This is a genomic window from Streptomyces flavochromogenes, assembly GCF_000717595.1.
GTDB classification, from domain to species: Bacteria; Actinomycetota; Actinomycetes; order Streptomycetales; family Streptomycetaceae; genus Streptomyces; species Streptomyces flavochromogenes.
The window spans coordinates 35,125-56,996 of record NZ_JNZO01000007.1 but is presented as its reverse complement, the minus strand read 5'-3'; the positions used below and the strand labels follow the sequence as shown (position 1 = coordinate 56,996).

Sequence of the window (21,872 nt, the reverse complement as noted above, 5' to 3'; positions counted from 1 at the left end):
GGGGGCCGCCGCGGGGATCGTCAGAGGTGCTTGAGGGCCTCGCGTACGGAGAGGGGCGAGAGCCGGGTGGTGTTCGCGGCGACGAAGGCGCGGACCTCGGCCGGGGCCGTCTTGCCGTACTCGCGCAGGCTCCAGCCGATGGCCTTGCGGAGGAAGAAGTCGGTGTCGGCGGCACGGCGCAGACAGTGGGCGAAGAGCCGGTCCGCGTCGGTGGCCCCCTTGAACCGCAGCTGGTGGAGGATCGCCGTCCGGGCCACCCACAGGTCCTCGTCCTCGATCCACTCGTCCATGCGGTCGCCGAGGGCGGGATCGGCGGCGACGAGACCGCCGACGACATGGGCCGCGAGGTGGTCGACCGTGTCCCACCAGGAGACGGTGGTGACGAGGCTGCGGGCGACGGGCAGGAATCCGGACGAGCAGCGCTTCACGTGCCGGCGCAGGTAGTCGACGGCGAAGTAGTGGTACTCGCGCTCGGGCAGCGCGAAACAGCGCAGGGCGACGGCGGCGCAGTCCTGCTCGTCCGGTCGGGGGGTGCCGTCGAGGACGGTGCGGGACAGGTCACGGCGCTCGGGGCTGCGCAGCCCGAGGAAGGGAGCGACGCCCTTCATGTACGCGACCATCTCCTGCGCGCGGAAGGGGTTCCCCGCGGCCGGGTAGACGGTCGTGAGCCGCTCGAGAACGGTGTCGGCGAGGGCGCTGTCGGGGATGCCGGCGGGGCCGCCGGCCGTCGGCGCGTTCCCGGTCACGGGGCCCTCGGTTTCGTGGTCCGTCGGCGCGGTCCCAGTCACGGGGCCCTCCGTGTCGTGGTCCGTCGGCGCGGTCTCGATCATGAGGTCCTCCGTGTCGTGGTCCGTCCGATCACGGGCCGCCCGCCCGCGGCCAAGGGCTGTCCGCCTGGCGGGACATGACGCACATTACGGCGATCATACGGACGCGTCCGTTACTCTCCCCGAATGCTCGCTCCCGTGCCCCGGCCGCCGGGCTCCCTCGCCCTCCGCTGCTCCCGGGCCCTGCTCGCGCCCCGCGCACGGCTCTCGATGCTCGCGCTGCTGCTGCTCACCGCGGCGGCTCTCGTCGTGCTGTACGAGCCGCAGCGGCTGCTCTCCTCCGGCTGGCCCCGGCAGACGGACGGGACGGGCGCGGTGATGCTCTTCGGTCTGGCGTACGGCGTGTGCACGGCGGCGTTCGTCCCGCGTCCGGTGCTCAATCTGGCGGCCGGCGCGCTGTTCGGCTCGGCCTTCGGTCTGACGGCGGCGATCGCGGGGACGGTGCTCGGCGCCGGGATCTCCTTCACTCTCGGCCGCTTCCTGGGGCAGGAAGCACTGCGGCCGATGCTGCGGGGCCGCTGGCTGACGGCGGCGGACGGGCAGCTCAGCCGGCACGGGTTCCGTTCCATGCTCGCGATCCGGCTGTTCCCGGGGGTGCCGTTCGCTGCGGCCAACTACTGCGCCGCCGTCTCCCGGATGGGGTACGTGCCGTTCCTGGTGGCGACGGCGCTCGGCTCGGTGCCCAACACGGCGGCTTACGTCGTGGCGGGTGCGCGGGCGGGGGAACCCGGCTCCCCGGCATTCCTGGTCTCGGCGGGCTTCATCGCCCTGTCCGCCGTGGCGGCCGCGGTGGTCGCCTGGCGCAAGCGGCACCACCTGCGGGCCCCGGCTCCGGCCGTGGCACCGGAGCCGGAGCCGGAGCCGACGCCCGAGACGGTGGGCGGCCCCCGCTAGGGCCGAGCGGCCTGAGCAGAGCGGCCAAGGCAAGAGCGGCCGGGGTCAGAGCGGCCGGGGTCAGAGCACGCGGGGTCAGAGCGCCTCGACGATCATCGCGTTGGCAAGGCCGCCCGCCTCGCACATCGCCTGGAGCCCGTAGCGGGCGCCCCGGGCCCGCAGTGCGTGGACGAGCGTGGTGGTGAGGCGGGTGCCGCTGGCGCCGAGGGGGTGGCCGAGGGCGATCGCGCCGCCGTGGACGTTGACCTTGGCAGGGTCGGCGCCGGTCTCCTGCTGCCAGGCGAGGACGACACTGGCGAACGCCTCGTTGATCTCGAAGAGGTCGATGTCGGCGAGAGAGAGGCCCGAGCGTCGCAGCACCTTCTCCGTGGCGGGGATGACACCGGTGAGCATGAGCAGCGGGTCGGAGCCGGTGACGGCGAAGCCGTGCAGCCTGGCGAGGGGCCGCAGGCCGAGGCTCCTCGCGGTGTCGGCGGCCATGACGAGCACGGCGGAGGCGCCGTCGTTGATCGGGCTGCTGTTGCCGGCGGTGACGGACCAGTCGATCTGCGGGAAGCGCTCGGCGAAGCCGGGGTCCTCGAAGGAGGGCCGGAGCCCGGCGAGGATCTCGGGGGTGGTCGCCGGGCGCACCGACTCGTCGCGGCGGACGTCCGCGTACGGGGCGACCTCGGCGTCGAAGAGTCCGGCCGCCCAGGCGCGTGCCGCCTTGGTGTGCGACGCGGTGGCGAACGTGTCCATGGCCTCGCGGTCGATCGACCACTTCGCGGCGATGAGTTCGGCGCTGACGCCCTGCGGGACGAGGCCCTCGGGGTAGCGCTCGGCGACGCCGGGGCCGAAGGGATCGGCGCCGGGCGGCACGTTGGACCACATGGGGACCCGGCTCATGGACTCGACACCGCAGGCGACGGCGATGTCGTAGGCCCCCGAGAGCACGCCCTGGGCCGCGAAGTGCACGGCCTGCTGGGAGGAGCCGCACTGCCGGTCGACGGTGGTGGCGGGCACGGACTCGGGGAGTCCGGCACCCAGCCAGGCGTAGCGGGTGGTGTTCATGGCCTGCTCGCCGACCTGGTCGACGGTGCCGCCGATCACGTCGTCGACGAGGCCGGGGTCGATGCCGCTGCGCTCGATCAGGGCACGCAGGGTGTGCGAGAGCAGGGCGACGGGGTGGACATGGGACAGGGCTCCGCCCGTCTTGCCCTTTCCTATCGGCGTCCGGACGGCTTCGACGATGACGGCGTCGCGCATGACAGCCTCCTGAGTTGGATAAGTGGACCAACACTCATCGGTAACATAGCCCAATGGGTTGGCTTTTCAAACCCATTCGAAGCATTGAGTTGGCTTTTCAAACCAACCGCGCGCGCACTGCCCTACGCTTGTCCCCATGAAGGCCGCACCCCGCCCCTGCTCGATCGCCGACACCCTGGCGCTCGTCGGCGAGAAGTACTCCCTGCTCGTGCTCCGCGAGGTCTCCCTCGGCGTGCGACGCTTCGACCGGATCGCCCGCAACACCGGCGCGCCCCGCGACATCCTCACCACCCGGCTCAAGCGGCTCGTCGAGGCCGGAGTCCTGGAGAAGGTGCAGTACAGCGAACGCCCCCCGCGCTTCGAGTACCGGGCCACGGCGGCCGGCGAGGAGCTGCAGCCGGTCCTGGTGACCCTGATGGCCTGGGGCGACCGCCACCTCAACGCCGACGACCGCCCGGTCGTCCTCGAGCACCGGTGTGGCGAGGTCCTCAGCCCTCGGATCGTCTGCGCCCACTGCGGGGACGAGGCCGACCGCGACAGCCTCACGGCCCACGTCCGGGCACCGGGCTGGACCACGGCGGGCCCGACGACCCCCCGGGAGGCCTGAGCACGGGCCCTTCATCTGGGGACGGTACGCTGCGCTCGACCTTCTGACCGCACACGTACATAACGGGACGGCCCTAGCCCCATGAGTTGGTTCGAATCGTTCATCCTCGGACTCGTCCAGGGGCTGACGGAGTTCCTTCCCATCTCCTCCAGCGCGCACCTCCGTCTCACGGCGGCGTTCGCGGGCTGGGAAGACCCGGGTGCGGCCTTCACCGCCATCACCCAGATCGGCACGGAGACCGCGGTACTGATCTACTTCCGCAAGGACATCGCCCGGATCGTCTCAGCCTGGTTCCGCTCCCTCACCGACAAGTCGATGCGCTCCGACCACGACGCCCAGATGGGCTGGCTGGTGATCGTCGGCTCGATCCCGATCGGCGTCCTCGGCATCACGCTCAAGGACCAGATCGAGGGCCCCTTCCGCGACCTGCGGCTGATCGCCACCACCCTGATCGTCATGGGCATCGTCCTCGGCGTCGCGGACCGGCTCGCCGCCCGCGACGAGATCGGCGGCCGCCACCGGGCGATCCGCGAGCGCAAGACGCTCAAGGAACTCAGCGTGAAGGACGGCCTGATCTTCGGCCTCTGCCAGGCGATGGCCCTGATCCCGGGCGTCTCGCGCTCGGGCGCGACGATCTCCGGCGGGCTGCTCATGGGCTACACCCGCGAGGCTGCCGCACGTTACTCCTTCCTCCTCGCGATCCCGGCGGTGCTCGCCTCGGGTGCGTACGAGCTGAAGGACGCGGGCGAGGGACACGTCTCCTGGGGCCCGACGATCTTCGCCACGATCATCGCCTTCGCGGTCGGGTACGCGGTGATCGCCTGGTTCATGAAGTTCATCACCACCAAGAGCTTCATGCCGTTCGTGATCTACCGGATCCTGCTCGGCATCCTGCTGTTTGTGCTGGTCGGGACCGATGCACTGAGCCCCCACGCGGGCGAGTCGGGCGACTGACGGAACCGTGGGCCGACGACGTCGTCCCGCGCCGCGACACCGCCGTATCGCATGCCGGGCCCCGGTCTCGGGGCCCGGCATTCCTTTCAGCCCTGGTAGGGCACGCGCGCGATCTCCTTGATGCCGCCCAGGGTGCCCCACTCGTTCTTGCCGAGCCTGGTCAGCGGGCGCATCAGGGTCATCTCGGGGTGGCCGTCGAGGACGACCGACTCGTCGATCGCCGCGTGGACGACCCGGCCGAAGACGACCGTCGAGTCGCCGATCCGCAGCGTGCTGTGCAGCTCGCACTCCAGCGCCACCGGCGAGGCCGCCACACGCGGCGGCTTCACGCGGAGGCTCGGCTCGCGCTCGACGCCGCACGCGTCGAACTCGCTGACCCCACGCGGAAAGTCCGTCGCCGTCGCGTTGATCTGCTCGAAGAGCCCCTCGGGGGCGAGGTTGACGACGAACTCCCCCGTCTCCTCCACATTGCGCAGCGAGTCCTTGCGTCCCACCGAGGTGAACTGCACGACCGGCGGCGTGACCGAGGCGATGGTGAAGAAGGAGTGCGGGGCCAGGTTGTCCGTCCCGTCCGCCGACGACGTGGAGACCCAGGCGATCGGCCGGGGCACGACGGTGGCGGTGAGCAACCGGTAGAAGGAGGTGCGGTCGCTGAGTTCGGGATCGATGTTCACGCGCATCCGGACAGTATGACCGCGTCCGGGAACTCCCCCCGCGCACGCCCCTTGGCCCCTGGCCCGGCCTGCCCGACACTGATCCGATGACGCAGCGCGTGGACCTCGCGACCGTGATGGACCGACTCGCCGTCGACGACCTGATCACCGGGTACGCGGCGGCCGTGGACGACGCCGACTGGACCGCCTACCGGGCCCTGTTCTCGCCGGACGGCAGGGCCGACTACCGGGGCTCGGGCGGTGTCGAGGGCCCGGCGACCGAGGTGGCCGACTGGCTCGCCGAGACGCTGACGCTCTTTCCCGTACGCCAGCACCTCATCGTGAACCGCCGCGTCCTGTTCCGCGGGCCGGCCGGATACCCGGAGAACGGGGACACGGCGGAGATCCGCGCCGACTACGTCAACCCGATGCGCTTCACCTCCGGCGAGGACTTCGTCTGCGGCGGCCGCTACGCGTTCGGCGCGGTGCGGAACGCCGACGGCTGGCGGCTGACCTCGGTCGTCGTCGACGAACGGTGGCGGCGGCACGGCTGACCGCCACCACCGGCCCCGGCGGCCGCCGTCCCCGGGGATCCTCTCGCCCCCGTCACCACGGCGGACCGCCCGAGCCGCGCCGAACCCGGTCACGCCCGACACTGAAGGCAAGGGCGGAGGCATGCCATGCGAAATCCGTTCGTACGACGGGGCCAGGACCGGGATCAGGACCAGAGCCCGCCACCTGACCCCGACCAGGCGCCGGACCAGGACCAGGACCGGGCCCCCGGCCGTGACCCGGGCGGCCGGACCCGGCGGCGTCGGCGTGCCCTGGCCCGCTCCCTGCTCGCCGTCGGCTGTGGCGCGCTGCCCGCGCTCGCCTTCCCCGCCCCCGGACTCTGGTGGTGGGCGTACCTGGCGCTCGTCCCCTGGCTTCTCCTGATCCGTACGGCTCCGGGAGCGGGCCGGGCCGCCCTGGACGGCTGGCTGGGCGGGATCGGCTTCGTGTTCGCCGTCCACCACTGGCTGCTGCCCAGCCTGCACGTCTTCCTCCTCCCGCTCTCCGCGCTGCTCGGCCTGCTGTGGCTGCCCTGGGCCTGGCTCGTGCGGTCCCTGCTCGGCGGCGCCCCGTCGGCGCTGCGGGCCGCCGTCGCCCTGGTCGCGGTGCCCTCCGGCTGGCTGCTGATCGAGCTGGTGCGCTCCTGGGAGGGGCTGGGAGGGCCCTGGGGGCTGCTCGGCGCGAGCCAGTGGCAGGTGCCGGCGGCGCTCCGGCTGGCCTCGGTCGGCGGGGTGTGGCTGGTGACCGCGCTCGTGGTGGCGGCGAACACTGCCGTTGCCCTGCTCGTGGCCGGTCCGGGGCTGCGCACCGTGGGGGTCGCGGGGCTGGCGGGCTGCGCGCTCGTGGCCGGTACGGCCGCCTGGGGGGTGGGGGCGCCGCGTGTGAGCGGGACGGTGCGGGTGGCCCTCGTCCAGCCGGGGGTGTTCGACGGGGCGGGCGGGGCGGAGCGACGGTTCGAGCGTGCCGAGGAGCTGACGCGCTCGCTCGCCGGGCAGCGCCTCGACCTGGTGGTCTGGGGCGAGAGCGGTGTCGGCGCCGATCCGGCCGGCCGCCCCGATCTCGCCGCCCGGCTCACGGCCCTCTCACGGGAGGTCGACGCGCCGCTCCTGGTCAATGTGGACGCGCGGCGGGCCGACCGCCCGGGCATCTTCAAGAGTGCCGTCCTGGTCGGTCCTGCGGGGCTCACGGGTGAGCGCTACGACAAGATGCGGCTCGTGCCGTTCGGCGAGTACATTCCCGCGCGGGGCGTCCTGGGCTGGGTGACGTCGTTCGGCAAGGCCGCCGACGAGGACCGCCGGCGGGGCACCACACCGGTCCTGATGAGGCTGCCCGCCACGGGCGCCGACAGCGGGGAAGCCACCGGCGCCGGCGCCCCGGAGCCGCTGATCGGCCCGCTCATCTGCTTCGAGTCCGCCTTCCCCGACATGAGCCGGAACCTCGTCCGTGACGGGGCCGGGCTGCTCGTCGTCCAGTCGTCGACCAGCACCTTCCAGGAGAGCTGGGCGCCCGCCCAGCACGCGTCTCTTGCCGCGCTGCGGGCCGCGGAGACGGGCCGGCCCGTCGCACACGCGACACTCACCGGGGTCAGCGCGGCGTACGGCCCCGACGGCCGCAGGATCGGACCCGTGCTCGGTACGGACGCGAGCGCCGTCGCCGTCCGCGAGCTGCCGCTCTCGGACACGACGACGGGCTACGTCCGCTGGGGCGACTGGCCCTTGTACGGAGCGCTCGCCGTGGTGGGCGCGGTGTGCGCCGCCGAGGGCGCGGGTGCGTTCAGGAGGCCTGAATCAGCGCCTCGCGCACGACGCGCTCGCACAGCTCGTGGGTCCGCAGGGCGTCCCGGGCACTGAGCACCCGCCCGTCCCGTACGGCGTCGAGGAAGGCCAGTACGGCCTGCTCGATGCCACGCTGGCGGGGCACCGGCACCCAGTCGCCGCGCCGCCGCAGGGTCGGCTGGCCCTTGTGGTCGACGACGTCGGAGAGATTGACGACCTGGCGCTTGGTGTCCTGCCCGGAGACCTCCAGGATCTCCTCGGTGGAGCCGTTCATCCGGTTCATCATGCCGATGGCGGTGAACCCGTCTCCGGAGAGCTGGAGCACGACGTGGTGCATGAGTCCCTCGCGGATCCGGGCGCGCACGTCGACGTGCTCGATCTCGCCGGGGAGGAGGAACCGCAGGGTGTCGACGACGTGGATGAAGTCGTCGAGAACGAAGGTGCGGGGGTCCTCGGGCAGGCCGATGCGGTTCTTCTGAAGGAGGATCAGCTCGCGCGGGTGCTCGGCGCACTGGGCGTACGAGGGGGCGAGGCGCCGGTTGAATCCGACGGCGAGGCCGACCGAGCGCTTCTCGGCCAGTTCCACGATCCGCTCGGACTCGGCGTACTCGTACGCGAGGGGCTTGTCGACGTACGTGGGGACGCCCGCGTCCAGGAGCCGGCCGGCGATCTCGGCGTGCGCGGCGGTCGGCGCGTGGACGAAGGCGGCGTCGAGTCCGGCGGCGAGCAGCGAGTCGAGGTCGCCGTGGCGCTGCGCGGCGGGCAGGTGGAGGGTGTCGGCGACCCGGTCGAGCGTCGCGCGGGTGCGGGTCTGGAGGTGGAGTTCGACCCCGGGGAGGGTGGCGAGGACCGGAAGGTAGGCCTTCTGCGCGATGTCGCCGAGTCCGATGCAGCCAACCTTCACGGGTTCTCCCTTGTCGTGTCCACAGGCCCTGTACGGGTGGGCCGTTCGCGCTGGTCAGCTTACGCGGACCGGGCCGGGGCCACCGGCGGCCGCCAGTCGGCGATGCCGTCGAAGCCGCGCAGGACGAGCCCCGGGCCGAACCGGGAGACCGCGCTGACGAGCGTGGCGCGCAGCGCGACGGCGGGGCGGGCCGCGAGCAGGGTGACGGCTCCGGTGCGGGCGGCCTTGCGGACGATGGCGGTGGTACGGGGGAGGCGGTCGGCGGTGTAGGCGGCGAGGGCGCGGCTCGGGACGAAGTCGGCTGCGGGGCCGGTGAGCCGGGCGTCGACCGCGGGGCCGATGTGGTGGGCGAGGACGACGGCGTCCTCGATCGCCTGGTTTCCGCCCTGGCCGAGGCTCGGCATCATCGCGTGCGCGGCGTCGCCGAGCAGCGCGACCCGGCCCTGGTGGTAGGCCGGCAGCGGGTCGGTCAGGTGGTGGACGTCGTGGCGGAGCACCTGCGCGGGGTCCACTGCGGCGAGGATCTCGGGGACGGGGTGGTGCCAGTCGCCGAACAGACGGAGGAGTTCGGCCTTCTCGTCGTCGGGCGCCCGGCCGCCGGCGGGGGCGGCGGCCATCGCGTACGCGTAGATCCTGCCGTCCTTGAGGGGCTGCGTCCCCCAGAGGCGTCCGGCGCCCCAGGTCTCGTGCGGGGCGAACGGCCGCTCGGGGGCCGGGACGACGACCCGCCAGGTGGTGCAGCCGGCGTATCGCGGGCCGGGGTGCCCGGGAAAGAGGGCGTGCCGTGTCGCGGAACGGATGCCGTCGGCGCCGACGACGAGCGCTGCCTCGATCTCTCCGTCGGAGGTGGCGACGCGGGCGGGGCGGTGGTCGTCGCCGGGGTCGACGAGCGTGGCGGCCGCTCCGGTGCGCACCGCGCCGTCGGGGAGGGCCGAGGTGAGGATGTCGACGAGGGTGGCCCGGTGGAGGAGAACGAGCGGCCCGCCGAAGCGCGCGGCGGCGGCCTTGGCGTTGGTACGGGCGAGCCAGCGGCCGCCGGGGGCGCGCATGCCGCCGTCGCCCTGCCAGGCGGCGAGGGCCCGGACGCGGTCGCCGAGGCCGATGACGTCCAGAGCGCGCTGGGCGTTGGGGGCGAGGCCGATGCCGGCGCCGACGGGGGCGAGGTCGGCGGACCGCTCCAGGACGGTGACCTGCCAGCCTCCGAGGTGGAGGGCGACGGCGGCGGTGAGTCCGCCGATGCCGGCTCCGACGACGACGGCACGGTGCTGTTCCATGACTGCTCCTCGGATCGGGGGGACTACAGGTGTAGTACGCCCGGCGATGCGACCGTACTACAGATGTAGTGATGCGGGAAGCTACCCGCTGTAGGTTGTCCTCATGACCTCAGCGACGCCCTCCGCTGCCCTTCCCGGACCTCCCGGACCTCCCGGATCGGCAGGCGCTCCCGACCCTTCCGGCTCCCCCGCCCCCTCCCGTGCGGACCGGATCGGCGACGCCGCCCTCGACCTCCTCGTGGAGCGCGGCATGCGGGGCCTGACCCATCGGGCGGTGGACGAGCGGGCGGGCCTGCCGCAGGGGTCGACGTCGAACCACGCCCGCACCCGCCAGGCGCTCCTGGAGACGGCCGTACGACGTCAGGTGCAGCTGGAGTCCCAGGTCCTGACCCCGGACGAACTGCCGGGCGCCGCCGGGCCCGGAGCGGCGGAAGGGGCACGGGAAGGAGCCCACGAGGGGGCGCCCATCGGCACCGACACACTCGTGGACGCGCTCTCCCTCGCCCTGCACCGCTACCTCACCGACCACCGCGCCCTGCTCGTCTCCCGCTACGAACTGGCCCTGGAGGCGACCCGCCGCCCCGAGCTCCGCTCCTTCTTCGACGCCGCGGGTGCCGTCTTCCACGGCCCGCTGGTCGCGATGACGGCGGCGGCCGGCTCACCCGAGCCCGAGCGTCACGCGCTCTCCCTCATCGCCTGGTGCGAGGGGCTGATGTTCTCCTGCGCCGCCGGCTCCTTCCACGCGTCCGTGCCGAGCCGAGCCGAACTGCGCACCGGATTCGACGAGTTGCTGCGCGGCATGCTCGGCGGCGGCCGGCCCGGGCGCGGGGAAAGCGGTGGCGCCCGCCGGTGATCGTGGGGGACGATGCCGCGCATGACCACCGAACGCATCGAAACCCCCCTCCGCGTCGACCCGTCCACCACCTCCGGCGAGCGCGAGGCGCTGGAGCAGTGGCTCGACTTCCATCGCGCGACGCTCGCGAGGAAGTGCGAGGGGCTCGACGACGCCCAGCTGCGCACCCTGTCCGCCCCGCCGTCGGAGCTCAGCCTGCTCGGCCTCGTCCGGCACATGGCGGAGGTCGAGAACGGCTGGTTCCGCAACGTCCTGGCCGGCGAGAAGGCGGGCTGGATCTACTCGACCGAGGAGGACCGCGACCGGGACTTCCACCTCACCGACGAGGACACCTACGAGGAGGCCCACGCGACCTGGCAGGCGGCGATCGCCCACGCCCGCACCGTGGCCGCCACGCGAGGTCTGGACGACCTGGGCGAGGGCGAACACCACTCCGGGAAGTCGTACAACCTGCGCTGGATCTATCTGCACATGATCGAGGAGTACGCCCGCCACAACGGCCACGCGGACCTCGTCCGGGAGCGGATCGACGGCGCGACCGGAGACTGAGCGTTCGCGCGCCGGGGGCCGAGCGGTCAAGTCCGGTCCCGCGTCGCTCACCCGTGCGGGGCATTCCCCTCCGGTAGGGGCGCGAAGATCACCGCCGGGCCAGCAGAGTTGCGCGGGTGCATGGAACCCGAACAACAGCGAAGATCCTGGTCGGGGCGGCCGTGGCCGCCCTCACGGGCTGCGTCTCGGTGGACGGCCCGGCGACCGCACCCGCCCCCGCGCCCGTCGCGGAGACCGTACGCCCCGGCCAGGACGTGGCCCCACAGATCGTCGAGGGGCCTGCCCTCGACGCCCTCGAAGCGGCACTCCCCACTCCCCCGGCGACCGGCGCGGCCCGCGCGACGCCCTCGCCCGAGGCACGCCGGCGGGAAGCGGCTCCGCCCCGCACGGAGGCGCCACGCCCCGAGTCCGTACCGCGGCAGCGTGAGCGTCCGCGCCCGGAGACCCGGACGCCGCTGCCCGAACTGCCGGCGGAACTGGCCGAGCTGCCGAAGAACCCGCCGGTCTCCCGGGGGGAGGTCTGCGACCTGGGCGAGCGGTACGGCGGCTGGGCGCCCGACAGCGACCCGTCACGCATCTGCCACGGCACGTACGGCCGCTGAGGCCCGGCAGGGCGTGGTACGCCCCGTCGAGGAGCTCGCCGGGAGGGCGAGCGGCCCGCGGGGAGCCCCGGCCCTCACACCCCCCGAAGCCGCAGCTCCAGGCGGTCGATCGCGGCCCGCACCCCGTTCCCGTAGCCGTCGTCGTCGAGGTGGTCCGAGGCGGCGCGGGCCCGGTCCAGATGGACCCGCGCGGCGTCGGGCCGCTGGAGCTTGACGTAGTCGGCGGCCAGGTTGAGGTGGAGCGAGGGGTACAGCGCCCGGAGGGCGACCGCGGAGCCGTGCTCGGCGAGCCGCTCCTCCGCGAGGCCCTCCGCGGCGCTCAGGGCCCGCAGATCCCAGGCCAGCTCCGTGTCCGGGTCGTCCTGGGCGTCCGCCATGTAGTGCGCGAGGGTGCACCGGTGCAGGGGGTCACCGTCCGGGCCGATCTGCTGCCAGAGCAGCCCGAAGCGGTTGCGTGCCTCCTCGCGGTCGCCGCCGTGGAGCAGCATCATCGCCTGCCCGATCCTGGTCATGACCCCGTCGTCCGACACCTGCTGCTGCTCGGTCACCGCGACCTCCACCCGCTCACCCACTGGGAGAGCCGACGCTAGCCGCACCGGGGCCGGATCGGGCCGAGGCTCAGCCGAGGTCCGGGATGCGCCAGTCGATCGGCTCGTGTCCCTGGGCGGCGACGGCCGCGTCGATCTGGGTGAAGGGATTCGATCCGAAGAACTTCTTCGCCGAGAGCGGCGAGGGGTGGGCGCCCTTGACCACCACGTGCCGCTCCTCGTCGATGAGGGGCAGCTTCTTCTGGGCGTAGTTGCCCCAGAGGACGAAGACGGCGGGGTCGGGGCGCGAGGCGACGGCGGTGATCACCGCGTCGGTGAACTTCTCCCAGCCCTTGCCCTTGTGCGAGTTCGCCTCGCCGGAGCGGACGGTCAGCACGGCGTTGAGCAGGAGGACTCCCTGCTCGGCCCACGGCATCAGATAGCCGTTGTCCGGAACGGGGTGGCCGAGCTCGGCCTGCATCTCCTTGTAGATGTTCCGCAGGGAGGGCGGGGTCTTCACCCCGGGCCGGACCGAGAAGCAGAGACCGTGCCCCTGCCCCTCTCCGTGGTACGGGTCCTGACCGAGGATCAGGACCTTCACCTTGTCGTACGGGGTGGCGTCGAGGGCTGCGAACACCTCGTCCTTCGGCGGGAAGACCGGTCCCTTGGCGCGCTCCTCCTCGACGAACTCGGTGAGCTGCGCGAAGTACGGCTTCCGCAGCTCCTCGCCGAGAACACTCCGCCAGGACTCGGGCAGCATGCTGGTGTCGGTCACGGTCAACAACCTCCGGTGGACGTTCCTTCTACTCCGTCCCCGAACCTACCGGGGGCCACTGACAGTGGCCCCCTCAGGCTCCCGGCTGCCGGCCTGCCCCGGGTCCTACCAGCTGGCCCGGCGGCTCAGCTCCCAGAGCTGCATGACCGTCTGCGGGTCGAGCGCACCCTCGCCGCCGCCGATGTCGTCACGGGCCGCGATGTACAGCTTGCCCTGCCACAGGGGCAGCAGCCGGACGTCCTGGACCATGATCTCCTGGGCCTCCACGAACTCGTCCGTGACGGTCCCGCGGTCGCTCTCGCGGCGGGACTTCGGGAGCAGTTCGCCGGTGATCCTGGGGCTCAGATACGGCGTACCGAGGACGTTCTCCTTGCCGACGAACGGCGCCACGAAGTTGTCCGGGTCCGGGAAGTCGGGGAACCAGCCGCGGCCGAAGACCGGGTACTCGCCCTTCTGGTAGCCCGCCTGGAAGTCCTTCCAGGGCTTGCCCTCGATGGCGACCTTGAAGAGGCCTGTCTCCTCCAGCTGGCGCTTGAGTTCCTTGAACTCGGCGGCCGTCGAGGAGCCGTAGCGGTCCGTCGTGTACCAGAACTTCAGCTCGACGGGCTCGGTGATGCCGGCCTCGCGGAGGATCTTCTTGGCCTTCTTGGCGTCCGGGTCGCCGAAGCGGTCGAAGAACTTGGTGGTGTGGGCGGCGATTCCCTTGGGCACCATGGAGTACAGGGGCTCGGCGGTGCTCTGGTAGACCTTGCTGACCAGTTCGTCGCGGTCGACGACCTGGGCGATGGCCTTGCGGACCGCGGGCTTGGCGATCGTGGGGTCCTGGGTGTTGAAGACCAGGTAGCGGATGTCGGCGCCGGTCGACTCGACGATCTGGAGGCCCTGGTTCTCGGGCTTGTCTTCCTGGAGTTCGACGACCTCCTCGGCGGTGAGGCCGCGGTAGGTGGCGTCGATCTCCTTCTTCTTGAGCGCGGCGACCATCGCCTCGGACTCGTCGAAGTAGCGGATGGTCACGCCGCCGTTCTTACGGTCGGCGAAGCCCTTGTACGTGGGGTTCTTGGTCAGCTCCGCCGACTCGCGCTCGGTGTACGAGTCGAGGACGTACGGCCCCGAGCCGGTGAGCTTGCCGTCCTTGCGCAGCTGGTCGGCCGGGTACTCGGCCGGGTCCACGAGGGACATCGCCGGCGTGGCGAGGACCATCGGGAAGGTGGCGTCCGACTTGTTGAGCCGGAAGACGACGGTCCGGTCGCCGACGGTCTCGATCTTGTCGAGCGAGCCGAGCATGCCGTTCGGGCCGCCCTTGTGGTTGATCGTGCGGATGCGCTCGATCGAGTACTGCACAGCCTTGGCGTCCAGCTTGTGCCCATTGGAGAACGTGAGGCCCTCCAGGAGCTTGCACTCGAAGACCCGGCTGGAGGTGTCCGAGAACTTGCAGTCCGCGGCGTCGGAATCCGGGGTCGTGCTGCCCGTCGGGAAACTCACCAGGGTCTGGAAGACATTCCGGAACAGCTCCCAGGAATTGTCCCAGGCGGCAGCTGGGTCAAGCGTGGTGGGAGAGCTCGTCGTACCGACGACGATTCTCTGATCCCCGGCCGAATCACTGTCCGAGAAGACACTGCATCCGGTTACCAGGGATATGGACACAAGGGCTGCAGCGGCCTGCAGACTGGTCCGGTTGAACACGTGCACGCTCCTCGTTCAGCCACGGGTCGGCCGACGATACCGCAGCACCCCGCCAGGTCAATGTTCGAGCCTGACGGGGCACTTAAGGCATTCGACGTATAACCGGGGTCAATCCGGACACGAAATCCGGAAAGTGTCCGGTTATCGGTCACCCGACTCCGGCGTTCAGGAAAATCCCACCGTCGACCACGAGGGTCTGGCCGGTGATCCACTCCGACTGGGACGAGGTGAGGAAGGCGGCCGCTCCGCCGATGTCCTCGGGCTCTCCGAGCCGGCCGAGCGGGTAGGCGGCGGCGGCCTCCGCCTCCCGGCCCTCGTACAGCGCCTGCGCGAATTTCGTCTTCACGACCGCCGGGGCAATCGCGTTGACGCGCACGAGCGGGGCGAATTCATGGGCCAGCTGAATGGTCAGGTTGATCATCGCGGCCTTGCTGATTCCGTACGCGCCGATGAAGGGCGAGGCGGAGACACCGGCGACCGAGGCGATGTTCACGATCGCCCCGCCGTGCTCCTTCTGCCAGGCGTGCCAGGTCCGCTGGGCGAAGCCGAGCGCGGAGACCACGTTGGTCTCGAAGACCTTGCGGGCCACCCCGAGGTCCAGGTCGGCGATGGGGCCGAAGACCGGGTTCGTACCGGCGTTGTTGATCAGGAAGTCCACCCGGCCGAAGCCGTTCATCGCCGCCTCCACGGCGGCGGCCTGGTGGGCCTCGTCGTGGGCCTTGCCGGGGACGCCGATCGCCCGGTCGGCGCCGAGGCGCTCGACGGCCTCCTTGAGGGCCTCCTCGCCGCGTCCCGTGATGACGACCCGGTCGCCGCGGGCGACGAGCGCCTCGGCGATGCCGTAGCCGATGCCCCGGCTGGCGCCGGTGACGAGGGCGACCTTGCCGGACAGTTCCGGCCGTGCCTGTGCGGTCATGTCTGCCGTGCTCCTCTCGATGCCGGTCGTCAGTTGAGGGGGCCGCCGGCCACGTACATGACCTGGCCGGAGACGAAGCCCGCGTCGTCGCCGGCGAAGAAGGCGATCGCGTTGGCGACGTCCTCGGGGCGGCCGACCCGCTGCACCGGGATCATGGACGCGGCGGCGGCCTGGAAGTCCTCGAAGCCCATGCCGACGCGCTCGGCGGTCTGCGCGGTCATCTCGGTGACGATGAAGCCCGGGGCGACCGCGTTGGCGGTGATGCCGAACTTGCCGAGCTCCTTGGCCAGGGTCTTGGTGAGGCCCTGCAGACCCGCCTTCACGGCCGAGTAGTTGGCCTGGCCGCGGTTGCCGAGGGCCGAGGAGGAGGAGAGCGAGACGATCCGGCCGAAGCCCGCGTCCACCATGTGCTTCTGGCAGGCCTTCGCCATCAGGAAGGCGCCCTTGAGGTGCACGTTCATGACGAGGTCCCAGTCGGACTCCGACATCTTGAAGAGCAGGTTGTCGCGGAGCACACCCGCGTTGTTGACGAGGATCGTCGGCGCGCCGAGCTCGGCGGCGACGCGCGCGACGGCGGCCTCCACCTGGGCGCTGTCGGAGACGTCGCAGCCGACCGCGAGGGCGGTGCCGCCCGCGGCGGTGATCTTCTCGACGGTGTCCTTGCAGGCCGCCTCGTCGAGGTCGAGTACGGCGACGGCGCGGCCCTCGGCCGCGAGGCGGAGCGCCGTGGCGGCCCCGATACCCCGTGCGGCACCCGTGACGACGGCTACGCGCTGCTCGGTGGTGGACATGCTGGTTCTCCTCGCCCTTGGATCGTCCCTGGTCGCGGTCGAACCGGTCACCCGCTCCTGCGTCCCGCACATGAGCGACCGCTTAGTATCGTCCGCAGAACGAGACGCTAGAAGCCCTGGCACCCGGTGTCAACGGCCCACCGGGTGCACCCGGTCACTCCCCGTCGCCGGGCGCGGACGCGGGCGGCCCGCCCGGCCGTACGGGCAGGCGGGCCCGGCCGGGCGAGGCGGGGCGATCCGGAGGGCGGGGCGGGGGGTGCTCAGCGCACGAGGAGGTCGAGCAGCCGCTCCACCTCGGCCTCCGGGTCGGTGGTGAGCCCGGTGTGGACCGGCCCCGGCTGGACGACCGTGGAGCGCGGCGCGATCAGCCAGCGGAAGCGCCGTCCGGCGTCGTCGCCCGCGGCCTGGCCGGCGGCGTCTCCCCCCAGACAGACCCCCTCGACGGCGCGCAGGGCGGCCCGCACCCCGGTCACGTCGGCCGCCGGGTCCAGCACCGACAGCTTCGCCTCGTCCAGGTGCGTACGGGCGGCCACGTAGGAACGGGCGCGGCAGTAGACGACGACGCCCGCGTTGAAGCACTCGCCGCGCTCGACCCGCGGCACCACGCGCAGCAGCGCGTACTCGAAGACATCGCGGTCGGTCACGGGGTGCTGTCCTTCTCGGTGGAGTGCGTCCGGGGCGCGAGGCGCTCGGCGAGCCAGCCGGGCGGCTGCTGGGGCCGGCTCTCGGTCCGGGGCCCGAGCGTGATCCGCTCGTGGATGGTGGCGGCGCGCGGCAGCAGCGCCGCGACGTAGGCGGCGCGCACCTCGTCGGTGCTGTCGAAGCCGGGCTCGTCGACGAGCCACTCGTCGGGCACGTCGGCGGCGACCTCGTCGAGCAGCTCGCGCGTGACGCGCGGGGCCAGTTCGGCGGCCGCGGCGGCGATGTCCGGCGCGAAGCGGGCGAGCACGTGGTCGGAGGCGTCGTACGGCTTGGCGGCGGACGCCTGGGCGCCGGGCCAGTTGTGGTGCCAGATCATGGTGGCGCCGTGGTCGATGAGCCACAGGTCGCCGTGCCAGACGAGCATGTTCGGGTTTCGCCAGGAACGGTCGACGTTGTTGATCACCGCGTCGAACCAGACGACCTTGCCGGCCTCGACGGGGTCCACCTCGTACGCCAGCGGGTCGAAGCCCAGCGAGCCGGGGAGGTAGTCCATGCCCAGGTTGAGCCCGCCGCTCGCCTTGAGCAGCTCCTGCACCTCCTGGTCGGGCTCGGAGAGTCCGATGACGGGGTCGAGCTGGATGGTGACGAGCTCGGGCACCCGCAGACCGAGCCGGCGGGCGAGCTGTCCGCAGACGACCTCGGCGACCAGGGTCTTGCGCCCCTGACCGGCGCCGGTGAACTTCATGACGTACGTTCCGAGATCGTCGGCCTCGACGATCCCGGGGAGCGAACCGCCCTCACGCAAAGGCGTGACGTAGCGGGTTGCTACGACCTCTTCCAACACTTTCCCAGGCCACCCATCTCTTGCGCCTTACAATCCACGGACGAATTCTCCGGGGTGCAGAGGCGGGAATCACCGGTCCACGGCGCTGGGGAGAATCTGCAGAGTTTCGGCCGGCGAGCCGGTCTCCCCGCTCTCCCGGCAGACCGTCGACGGTGCCGCGCCCCCTGCCGCCGGCTTCCGGCATCAAGGAAGCATAGTAACCGAGGGTGATCACGGGCGAGGAGTGTCCGAGCCGCCGGGCCAGGGACGTGCCCCTCCTCGCGCCCCTGTCGCGGACGGATGGGTGTCAGCACGTATGGACGGTCCCCGCATGATCGCTGAGACTCCCACTTGATCGTTGCCGAGCCGCGCACGTTCGGTCGCCGGCTGGACGGGGACGGGTGGTGTCGCCCTCGCGTTCGAGGCTGCTCGCCACGGTGGCGGGCGCAGCAACAGCGGTGAAGGGGGAACCGGTGTCGTCCGACGAGGCGCGCATGGTGGACGCGGCCACCTACGAGTACGCCAAGGACGCCTCGGCCGCCGCGGAGGATGGAAGTGAAATGACAGCAGGCAGCGAGCGGACCGCTCGGGGACGGAAGGCCGTCGCCCCCGTCCTGGCGATCGGCGTCCTCGTCGTCGGAGCCCATCTGTGGTCGAACAGCAACCTCTTCGCCGACGACGAGGTCTGCGGCGGGCTGGTGTCCACCGACTCGGCGGCGACCGTCTTCCCGTCGTCCGGCCGGGTCTCCGACCGCGACGGTCTCCACGAACGAGCGGGCGACCGGCTCGCCTTCACCTGCGTCGTCGAGAGCTCGTCGTTCCTCCCGGGTGCGGACACCGAGCACATGCGCGTCTCGGCCAGCCGTGAGCGTGGCGACTTCCCCTTCGCCGACGACGGCCGCTGGCCGAACCCGGCCGGCACGTCCTTCTTCTCAGGGGGCTCCACGGGCGCCGTCGGCCGAGACCACGGATGGGTCCTGCTGCCCGGCGCCTGCACGACGAACGACGGGCCCGCGATCGTCGAGGGATACGCGCCCGAGGGCTCCGACCCCCTCGCGCTCGCCCGGTTCCTGACCGGCGTGGCCAACCGGGCCGCCGAACGGGCCGGTTGTCTCGCCGAAGGGCCCCTCGCCACTCCCCCCACCCTCACCGCGTCCCCGGTCTCACGACCGGTCGAGAAGAGCGCGGTGTGCGGTCTCGAAGGTCTCGCGTTCCCCGGACCTGAAGGGTGGACCGAGGCGAAGGAGACGGTGCAGGAGAGCCGGCGTCCCACGTGGGCCTGCGAGGTCGCCGGGTACGCGACCTACGCCATGACCCAGGAACCGCGCATCGTCGAAGGCATCCGCTCCTCGCCCGGGTTCAAGGAGCAGCCGCAGGTGGCCGGCCGCCGGATGTCCGGCTTCGATCCCCGCCATGTGGTCGCCGACTGCGCAGGGGTACCGACGTACCTCTCCCTGGAGTTCGGCCAGGGCTACCAGGACGCCGTGGGCTCGCCCGGTACGCCCCGCAGGCAGGATCTGTTCGACGGCTTCGTCGAGGCCATTGAGAAGCGGCTCGGCTGCTCCACCCCGACCTTCTGACGACGATGGGCCGGCCGGTAGCGGACCGTCCGGGACGGGGATGATCCCGTCGCCACGGCCGAAGGCGGCAAGCGGGCCAAGCCCGGGGAACCGTTGGCCGAGAGCCCGGGCGCCCTGGTGAGCTGCACCTTCCACATCGGCAAGGACGACGTGCAGGTGCACACCGTGGGTACCCGCACACCCCTGGCGATCGCCCCGCTGGCACCGGTGATCCAGATGCCGTCGGGATCGTCCGTCGACGAGCTGGTCGGCTACCCGAGGAAGGCCGGCGACGCCGAGGCCGGAACCGCCGTCGTCACCGACAGCGGCAATGTCGCCGCCGTGCGGCTGAGGCTCGACGGCGAGGGGGACGCGTTCCTGCTCGTCGCGCTCGGGGAAGCGGGGGCCGCTTCCCCCGACCGGAGGCAGCGGGTCGACGTCCTCGCCGAGGCGGTGTCGGGCCACCTGCGGTGAGGCCGGGCCGACCTCACCCCGCCGTCCGGAGCGGTGTGTCCGCCCATCACGGGGTGTCCAGGGACCGACCCCGCCCGGACACCCCGTCCCGCGGGGCGAGGAGAACCACGCCGGGCCGCCGGGACGCACGCGCTCCCCTCCGACGAAGGCCTCTCCTCCGACGAGGAAGGGGTCTCCTCCGACGTGTGAAGGGCGCCCCCTCCTGAAAGGAAGGGGCGCCGCCATGATCTCCCGTCAGGGTCTCCGCGGTGCCGCTTCGGCCCTCGGTCGCCGTGCCCCGCTCGTCAGCGGACGGGCTGCTGCTGGGTGACGCAGTGGATGCCGCCGCCACCGGTGCCGAGGCGGTCGATGTTCAGCCGCTCGACGATCCGGTCGGGGTAGAGGTTCTGCAGGGTCGCCTTCGCCGCCTGGTCGGCGCGGGTGTCGCCGAAGTGGGCGCTGATGACGGCTTCATTGCAGAGGTAGAGGTTGGCGTAGGAGGCGAGGAACTCCGGGTTGGTGGAGCGGATCCTGTTGTAGTCGGGGCCCTGGAGCCGCATCGCGTCCATCGGGACGCCGGTGGAGGTCGTCGAGGCGGACAGGATGCTGAACTGCCGGCGCGCGTCCTGGGCGTAGGCGTCGTTGTCCGACGCCAGGCGCATCTGGACGAGGGCCTCGCCGGGGGCGAGGAAGCGGGACGTGGCGTCGACGTGGTCGTCGGTGATGTCCTGGCCGCGGACGCCGTCGAACCAGACGACCTTGGAGGCGCCGTACGCCTGGCACATGGCGGCCTCCAGCTGCCGCTCCGTCATCCCGGGGTTGCGGTTGCGGTTCACGAGGCTGCCGCGGGTGGCCATGAGGGTTCCTGGAAGGGGCCGCCCGAGTCATAGCGCGGCGCGGGGTCCGTGGACTGCGGGTGGAGGAACCGGCCGTCGAGGCCGGAGTGTCCACCGCGCTGATCTACTACCACTTCAAGGACCGGGCGGGCATCCTGCGCCACACCCTGGAGTTCATCAGCGACCGGGCCGACCGGTACACAACGGCGGACGAGGGGCCGACCGGGGGCTTCGACGCCCACCAGGAACTGGAACGGTCACTGCTGCTCGAGTTCCAGGACCTTCCCGAGGTACGGGAGAACAGCACGGCGTGGGGCGAACTGCGGGCCAGCGCGGTCTTCGACCCGGAGCTGCGCACCGAGCTCGCCAGAGCGGGCCTGATCTGGGTCCACGACGTCGCGGCTCTGCTGGGTGAGGCGTGCCCGGCCGTTCCCGCGCCGACTCTCACCGCGTCCGCGGAACGCATGACCGCCCTCACGGAGGGACTCAGCGCGCGCCGGCTGAGCGGGGCGCTGTCCCTGGACCACGCCCGCGAACTGATGCGGGCGGCCATCTCCGTGGAGCTGCATCATCTGCGTCGCCGCCGGCCGCCGGAGCCCTGGGTCACCGGCGCGTCCGAGGCGCCCCGCCGAGAGCGAACATCCTTGGATCCGGGCCGTGTCGTGTGAAAGCTGGGAGGACACATCCCGGAACCGGAGGCCCTCCATGAGCGCCGAGCACTCGAACACTCTGTACGAGGCCGTGGGCGGCGCCGACGCGCTGCGCCGACTCTCCGAGACGTTCTACGAGGCGGTCCTGGCCGACCCTCTCCTCGCACCCGTCTTCGCGGACTTCACCGCCGCCCATGTGGAGCACGTCGCGGTCTGGCTGGCGGAGGTGTTCTCGGGTCCCGCCGAGTTCACTACGGAGCTCGGTGGGCACCAGGCCCTGCTCCGCGCCCATCTCGGGCTCGGCATCACGGAGGAACAGCGGCTGCGCTGGATGGAGTTGATGACGGCGGCCGTGGAGAAGGAGCTGCCGGACGACGCCCTGCTGCGCCGCCGGGTGGTGGAGTACTTCGACTGGGGCACGCGCATCGCCAAGGACGTCTCGGCCTCCGCGCCCGGCACGGACCTCGGCGACCCCGGTCCCACCCCGCGCTGGGGCTGGGACGGCCTCGCCTGAGCCGCGAGGCACCC

General features: G+C 72.1%; 25 protein-coding genes. 12 read left to right on the top strand and 13 right to left on the bottom strand.

Going from position 1 to position 21,872, the window contains the following annotated elements; genetic code table 11:
- Positions 1-20: 20 nt before the first annotated feature.
- The gene (locus tag IF00_RS0110175; RefSeq protein ID WP_245234470.1) at positions 21-830 is read right to left on the bottom strand and encodes a DNA alkylation repair protein; all 810 of its coding nucleotides are present in this window, start codon (positions 828-830) and stop codon (positions 21-23) included.
- 123 nt (positions 831-953) lie between these two features.
- On the opposite strand from IF00_RS0110175, the gene IF00_RS0110170 reads away from it, so the two are divergent.
- Positions 954-1,721, top strand: a complete 768-nt coding sequence (locus IF00_RS0110170) for a TVP38/TMEM64 family protein (protein ID WP_030316556.1) — start codon at positions 954-956, stop codon at positions 1,719-1,721.
- 75 nt (positions 1,722-1,796) lie between these two features.
- On the opposite strand, the gene IF00_RS0110165 is transcribed toward IF00_RS0110170, so the two are convergent.
- On the bottom strand, positions 1,797-2,966 hold the full coding sequence (locus IF00_RS0110165) for a thiolase family protein (RefSeq protein ID WP_030316554.1): 1,170 nt from the start codon (positions 2,964-2,966) through the stop codon (positions 1,797-1,799).
- Positions 2,967-3,102: 136 nt separating this feature from the next.
- Between IF00_RS0110165 and IF00_RS0110160 the strand changes: the two genes are divergently transcribed.
- Both IF00_RS0110160 and IF00_RS0110155 read left to right on the top strand, forming a co-directional pair.
- On the top strand, positions 3,103-3,573 hold the full coding sequence (locus tag IF00_RS0110160; protein ID WP_030316553.1) for a winged helix-turn-helix transcriptional regulator: 471 nt from the start codon (positions 3,103-3,105) through the stop codon (positions 3,571-3,573).
- An 81-nt stretch (positions 3,574-3,654) separates the two neighbouring features.
- Positions 3,655-4,527, top strand: coding sequence for an undecaprenyl-diphosphate phosphatase (locus IF00_RS0110155; protein WP_030316550.1), 873 nt, complete (start codon positions 3,655-3,657; stop codon positions 4,525-4,527).
- An 86-nt stretch (positions 4,528-4,613) separates the two neighbouring features.
- Here the strand turns inward: IF00_RS0110155 and IF00_RS0110150 are convergent, their stop codons facing one another.
- Entirely contained in the window at positions 4,614-5,207 is a 594-nt protein-coding gene (locus IF00_RS0110150; RefSeq protein WP_030316548.1) for a flavin reductase family protein, read from the bottom strand.
- A gap of 80 nt (positions 5,208-5,287) precedes the next feature.
- On the opposite strand from IF00_RS0110150, the gene IF00_RS0110145 reads away from it, so the two are divergent.
- Together IF00_RS0110145 and lnt are read left to right on the top strand one after the other, a co-directional pair.
- Complete coding sequence (locus IF00_RS0110145; protein ID WP_030316546.1) at positions 5,288-5,734, top strand: nuclear transport factor 2 family protein; 447 nt, start codon at positions 5,288-5,290, stop codon at positions 5,732-5,734.
- A gap of 126 nt (positions 5,735-5,860) precedes the next feature.
- Positions 5,861-7,582 carry an apolipoprotein N-acyltransferase gene (lnt, locus tag IF00_RS0110140; protein WP_078944611.1) on the top strand — a complete coding sequence of 574 codons (1,722 nt, stop codon included), beginning with the start codon at positions 5,861-5,863 and terminating at the stop codon, positions 7,580-7,582.
- Here the strand turns inward: lnt and IF00_RS0110135 are convergent.
- Positions 7,506-8,411 carry a Gfo/Idh/MocA family protein gene (locus IF00_RS0110135; protein WP_030316542.1) on the bottom strand — a complete coding sequence of 302 codons (906 nt, stop codon included), beginning with the start codon at positions 8,409-8,411 and terminating at the stop codon, positions 7,506-7,508. The genes lnt and IF00_RS0110135 overlap by 77 nt on opposite strands.
- 59 nt (positions 8,412-8,470) lie before the next feature.
- On the bottom strand, positions 8,471-9,685 hold the full coding sequence (locus tag IF00_RS0110130; protein WP_030316540.1) for an FAD-dependent monooxygenase: 1,215 nt from the start codon (positions 9,683-9,685) through the stop codon (positions 8,471-8,473).
- A 103-nt stretch (positions 9,686-9,788) separates the two neighbouring features.
- On the opposite strand from IF00_RS0110130, the gene IF00_RS0110125 reads away from it, so the two are divergent.
- The 3 genes from IF00_RS0110125 to IF00_RS0110115 all read left to right on the top strand — a co-directional run bounded on the left by IF00_RS0110125 (position 9,789) and on the right by IF00_RS0110115 (position 11,689).
- Positions 9,789-10,538 carry a TetR/AcrR family transcriptional regulator gene (locus tag IF00_RS0110125; RefSeq protein WP_078944610.1) on the top strand — a complete coding sequence of 250 codons (750 nt, stop codon included), beginning with the start codon at positions 9,789-9,791 and terminating at the stop codon, positions 10,536-10,538.
- Between the two features lie 21 nt (positions 10,539-10,559).
- Positions 10,560-11,087, top strand: coding sequence for a DinB family protein (locus IF00_RS0110120; RefSeq protein ID WP_030316537.1), 528 nt, complete (start codon positions 10,560-10,562; stop codon positions 11,085-11,087).
- A 116-nt stretch (positions 11,088-11,203) separates the two neighbouring features.
- Entirely contained in the window at positions 11,204-11,689 is a 486-nt protein-coding gene (locus IF00_RS0110115; RefSeq protein WP_051820041.1) for a hypothetical protein, read from the top strand.
- A gap of 74 nt (positions 11,690-11,763) precedes the next feature.
- Here the strand turns inward: IF00_RS0110115 and IF00_RS0110110 are convergent, their stop codons facing one another.
- The 7 genes from IF00_RS0110110 to IF00_RS0110080 form a co-directional block, all read right to left on the bottom strand.
- Positions 11,764-12,237 carry a tetratricopeptide repeat protein gene (locus IF00_RS0110110; protein ID WP_030316534.1) on the bottom strand — a complete coding sequence of 158 codons (474 nt, stop codon included), beginning with the start codon at positions 12,235-12,237 and terminating at the stop codon, positions 11,764-11,766.
- 70 nt (positions 12,238-12,307) lie between these two features.
- A complete protein-coding gene (gene ung, locus IF00_RS0110105) occupies positions 12,308-12,991 on the bottom strand; it encodes a uracil-DNA glycosylase (RefSeq protein ID WP_030316532.1) in 684 nt (227 codons plus the stop codon).
- A 105-nt stretch (positions 12,992-13,096) separates the two neighbouring features.
- Positions 13,097-14,674: an ABC transporter substrate-binding protein gene (locus IF00_RS0110100; protein ID WP_030316530.1), complete on the bottom strand. Its 1,578-nt coding sequence runs from the start codon at positions 14,672-14,674 to the stop codon at positions 13,097-13,099.
- Between the two features lie 148 nt (positions 14,675-14,822).
- A complete protein-coding gene (locus IF00_RS0110095; protein ID WP_030316528.1) occupies positions 14,823-15,590 on the bottom strand; it encodes an SDR family oxidoreductase in 768 nt (255 codons plus the stop codon).
- A gap of 29 nt (positions 15,591-15,619) precedes the next feature.
- Positions 15,620-16,381, bottom strand: a complete 762-nt coding sequence (fabG, locus tag IF00_RS0110090) for a 3-oxoacyl-ACP reductase FabG (RefSeq protein WP_030316526.1) — start codon at positions 16,379-16,381, stop codon at positions 15,620-15,622.
- 260 nt (positions 16,382-16,641) lie between these two features.
- Positions 16,642-17,025, bottom strand: coding sequence for a DUF3037 domain-containing protein (locus IF00_RS0110085; RefSeq protein WP_030316525.1), 384 nt, complete (start codon positions 17,023-17,025; stop codon positions 16,642-16,644).
- Complete coding sequence (locus IF00_RS0110080; RefSeq protein ID WP_030316523.1) at positions 17,022-17,867, bottom strand: HipA family kinase; 846 nt, start codon at positions 17,865-17,867, stop codon at positions 17,022-17,024. The genes IF00_RS0110085 and IF00_RS0110080 overlap by 4 nt, the downstream gene beginning before the upstream one ends.
- Before the next feature lie 452 nt (positions 17,868-18,319).
- Between IF00_RS0110080 and IF00_RS44915 the strand changes: the two genes are divergently transcribed.
- Together IF00_RS44915 and IF00_RS41055 are read left to right on the top strand one after the other, a co-directional pair.
- Entirely contained in the window at positions 18,320-19,426 is a 1,107-nt protein-coding gene (locus IF00_RS44915) for a hypothetical protein (protein WP_158710440.1), read from the top strand.
- A gap of 93 nt (positions 19,427-19,519) precedes the next feature.
- Complete coding sequence (locus IF00_RS41055) at positions 19,520-19,879, top strand: hypothetical protein (protein ID WP_051820038.1); 360 nt, start codon at positions 19,520-19,522, stop codon at positions 19,877-19,879.
- A gap of 284 nt (positions 19,880-20,163) precedes the next feature.
- Here the strand turns inward: IF00_RS41055 and IF00_RS43510 are convergent, their stop codons facing one another.
- The gene (locus IF00_RS43510) at positions 20,164-20,715 is read right to left on the bottom strand and encodes an agmatine deiminase family protein (protein ID WP_245234469.1); all 552 of its coding nucleotides are present in this window, start codon (positions 20,713-20,715) and stop codon (positions 20,164-20,166) included.
- 8 nt (positions 20,716-20,723) lie between these two features.
- Between IF00_RS43510 and IF00_RS0110060 the strand changes: the two genes are divergently transcribed.
- Together IF00_RS0110060 and IF00_RS0110055 are read left to right on the top strand one after the other, a co-directional pair.
- The gene (locus IF00_RS0110060) at positions 20,724-21,362 is read left to right on the top strand and encodes a TetR/AcrR family transcriptional regulator (protein ID WP_078944606.1); all 639 of its coding nucleotides are present in this window, start codon (positions 20,724-20,726) and stop codon (positions 21,360-21,362) included.
- Between the two features lie 37 nt (positions 21,363-21,399).
- Positions 21,400-21,858 (top strand): group II truncated hemoglobin, encoded by a 459-nt coding sequence (locus tag IF00_RS0110055; RefSeq protein WP_030316515.1) that lies wholly within the window; start codon positions 21,400-21,402, stop codon positions 21,856-21,858.
- Positions 21,859-21,872: the final 14 nt, after the last annotated feature.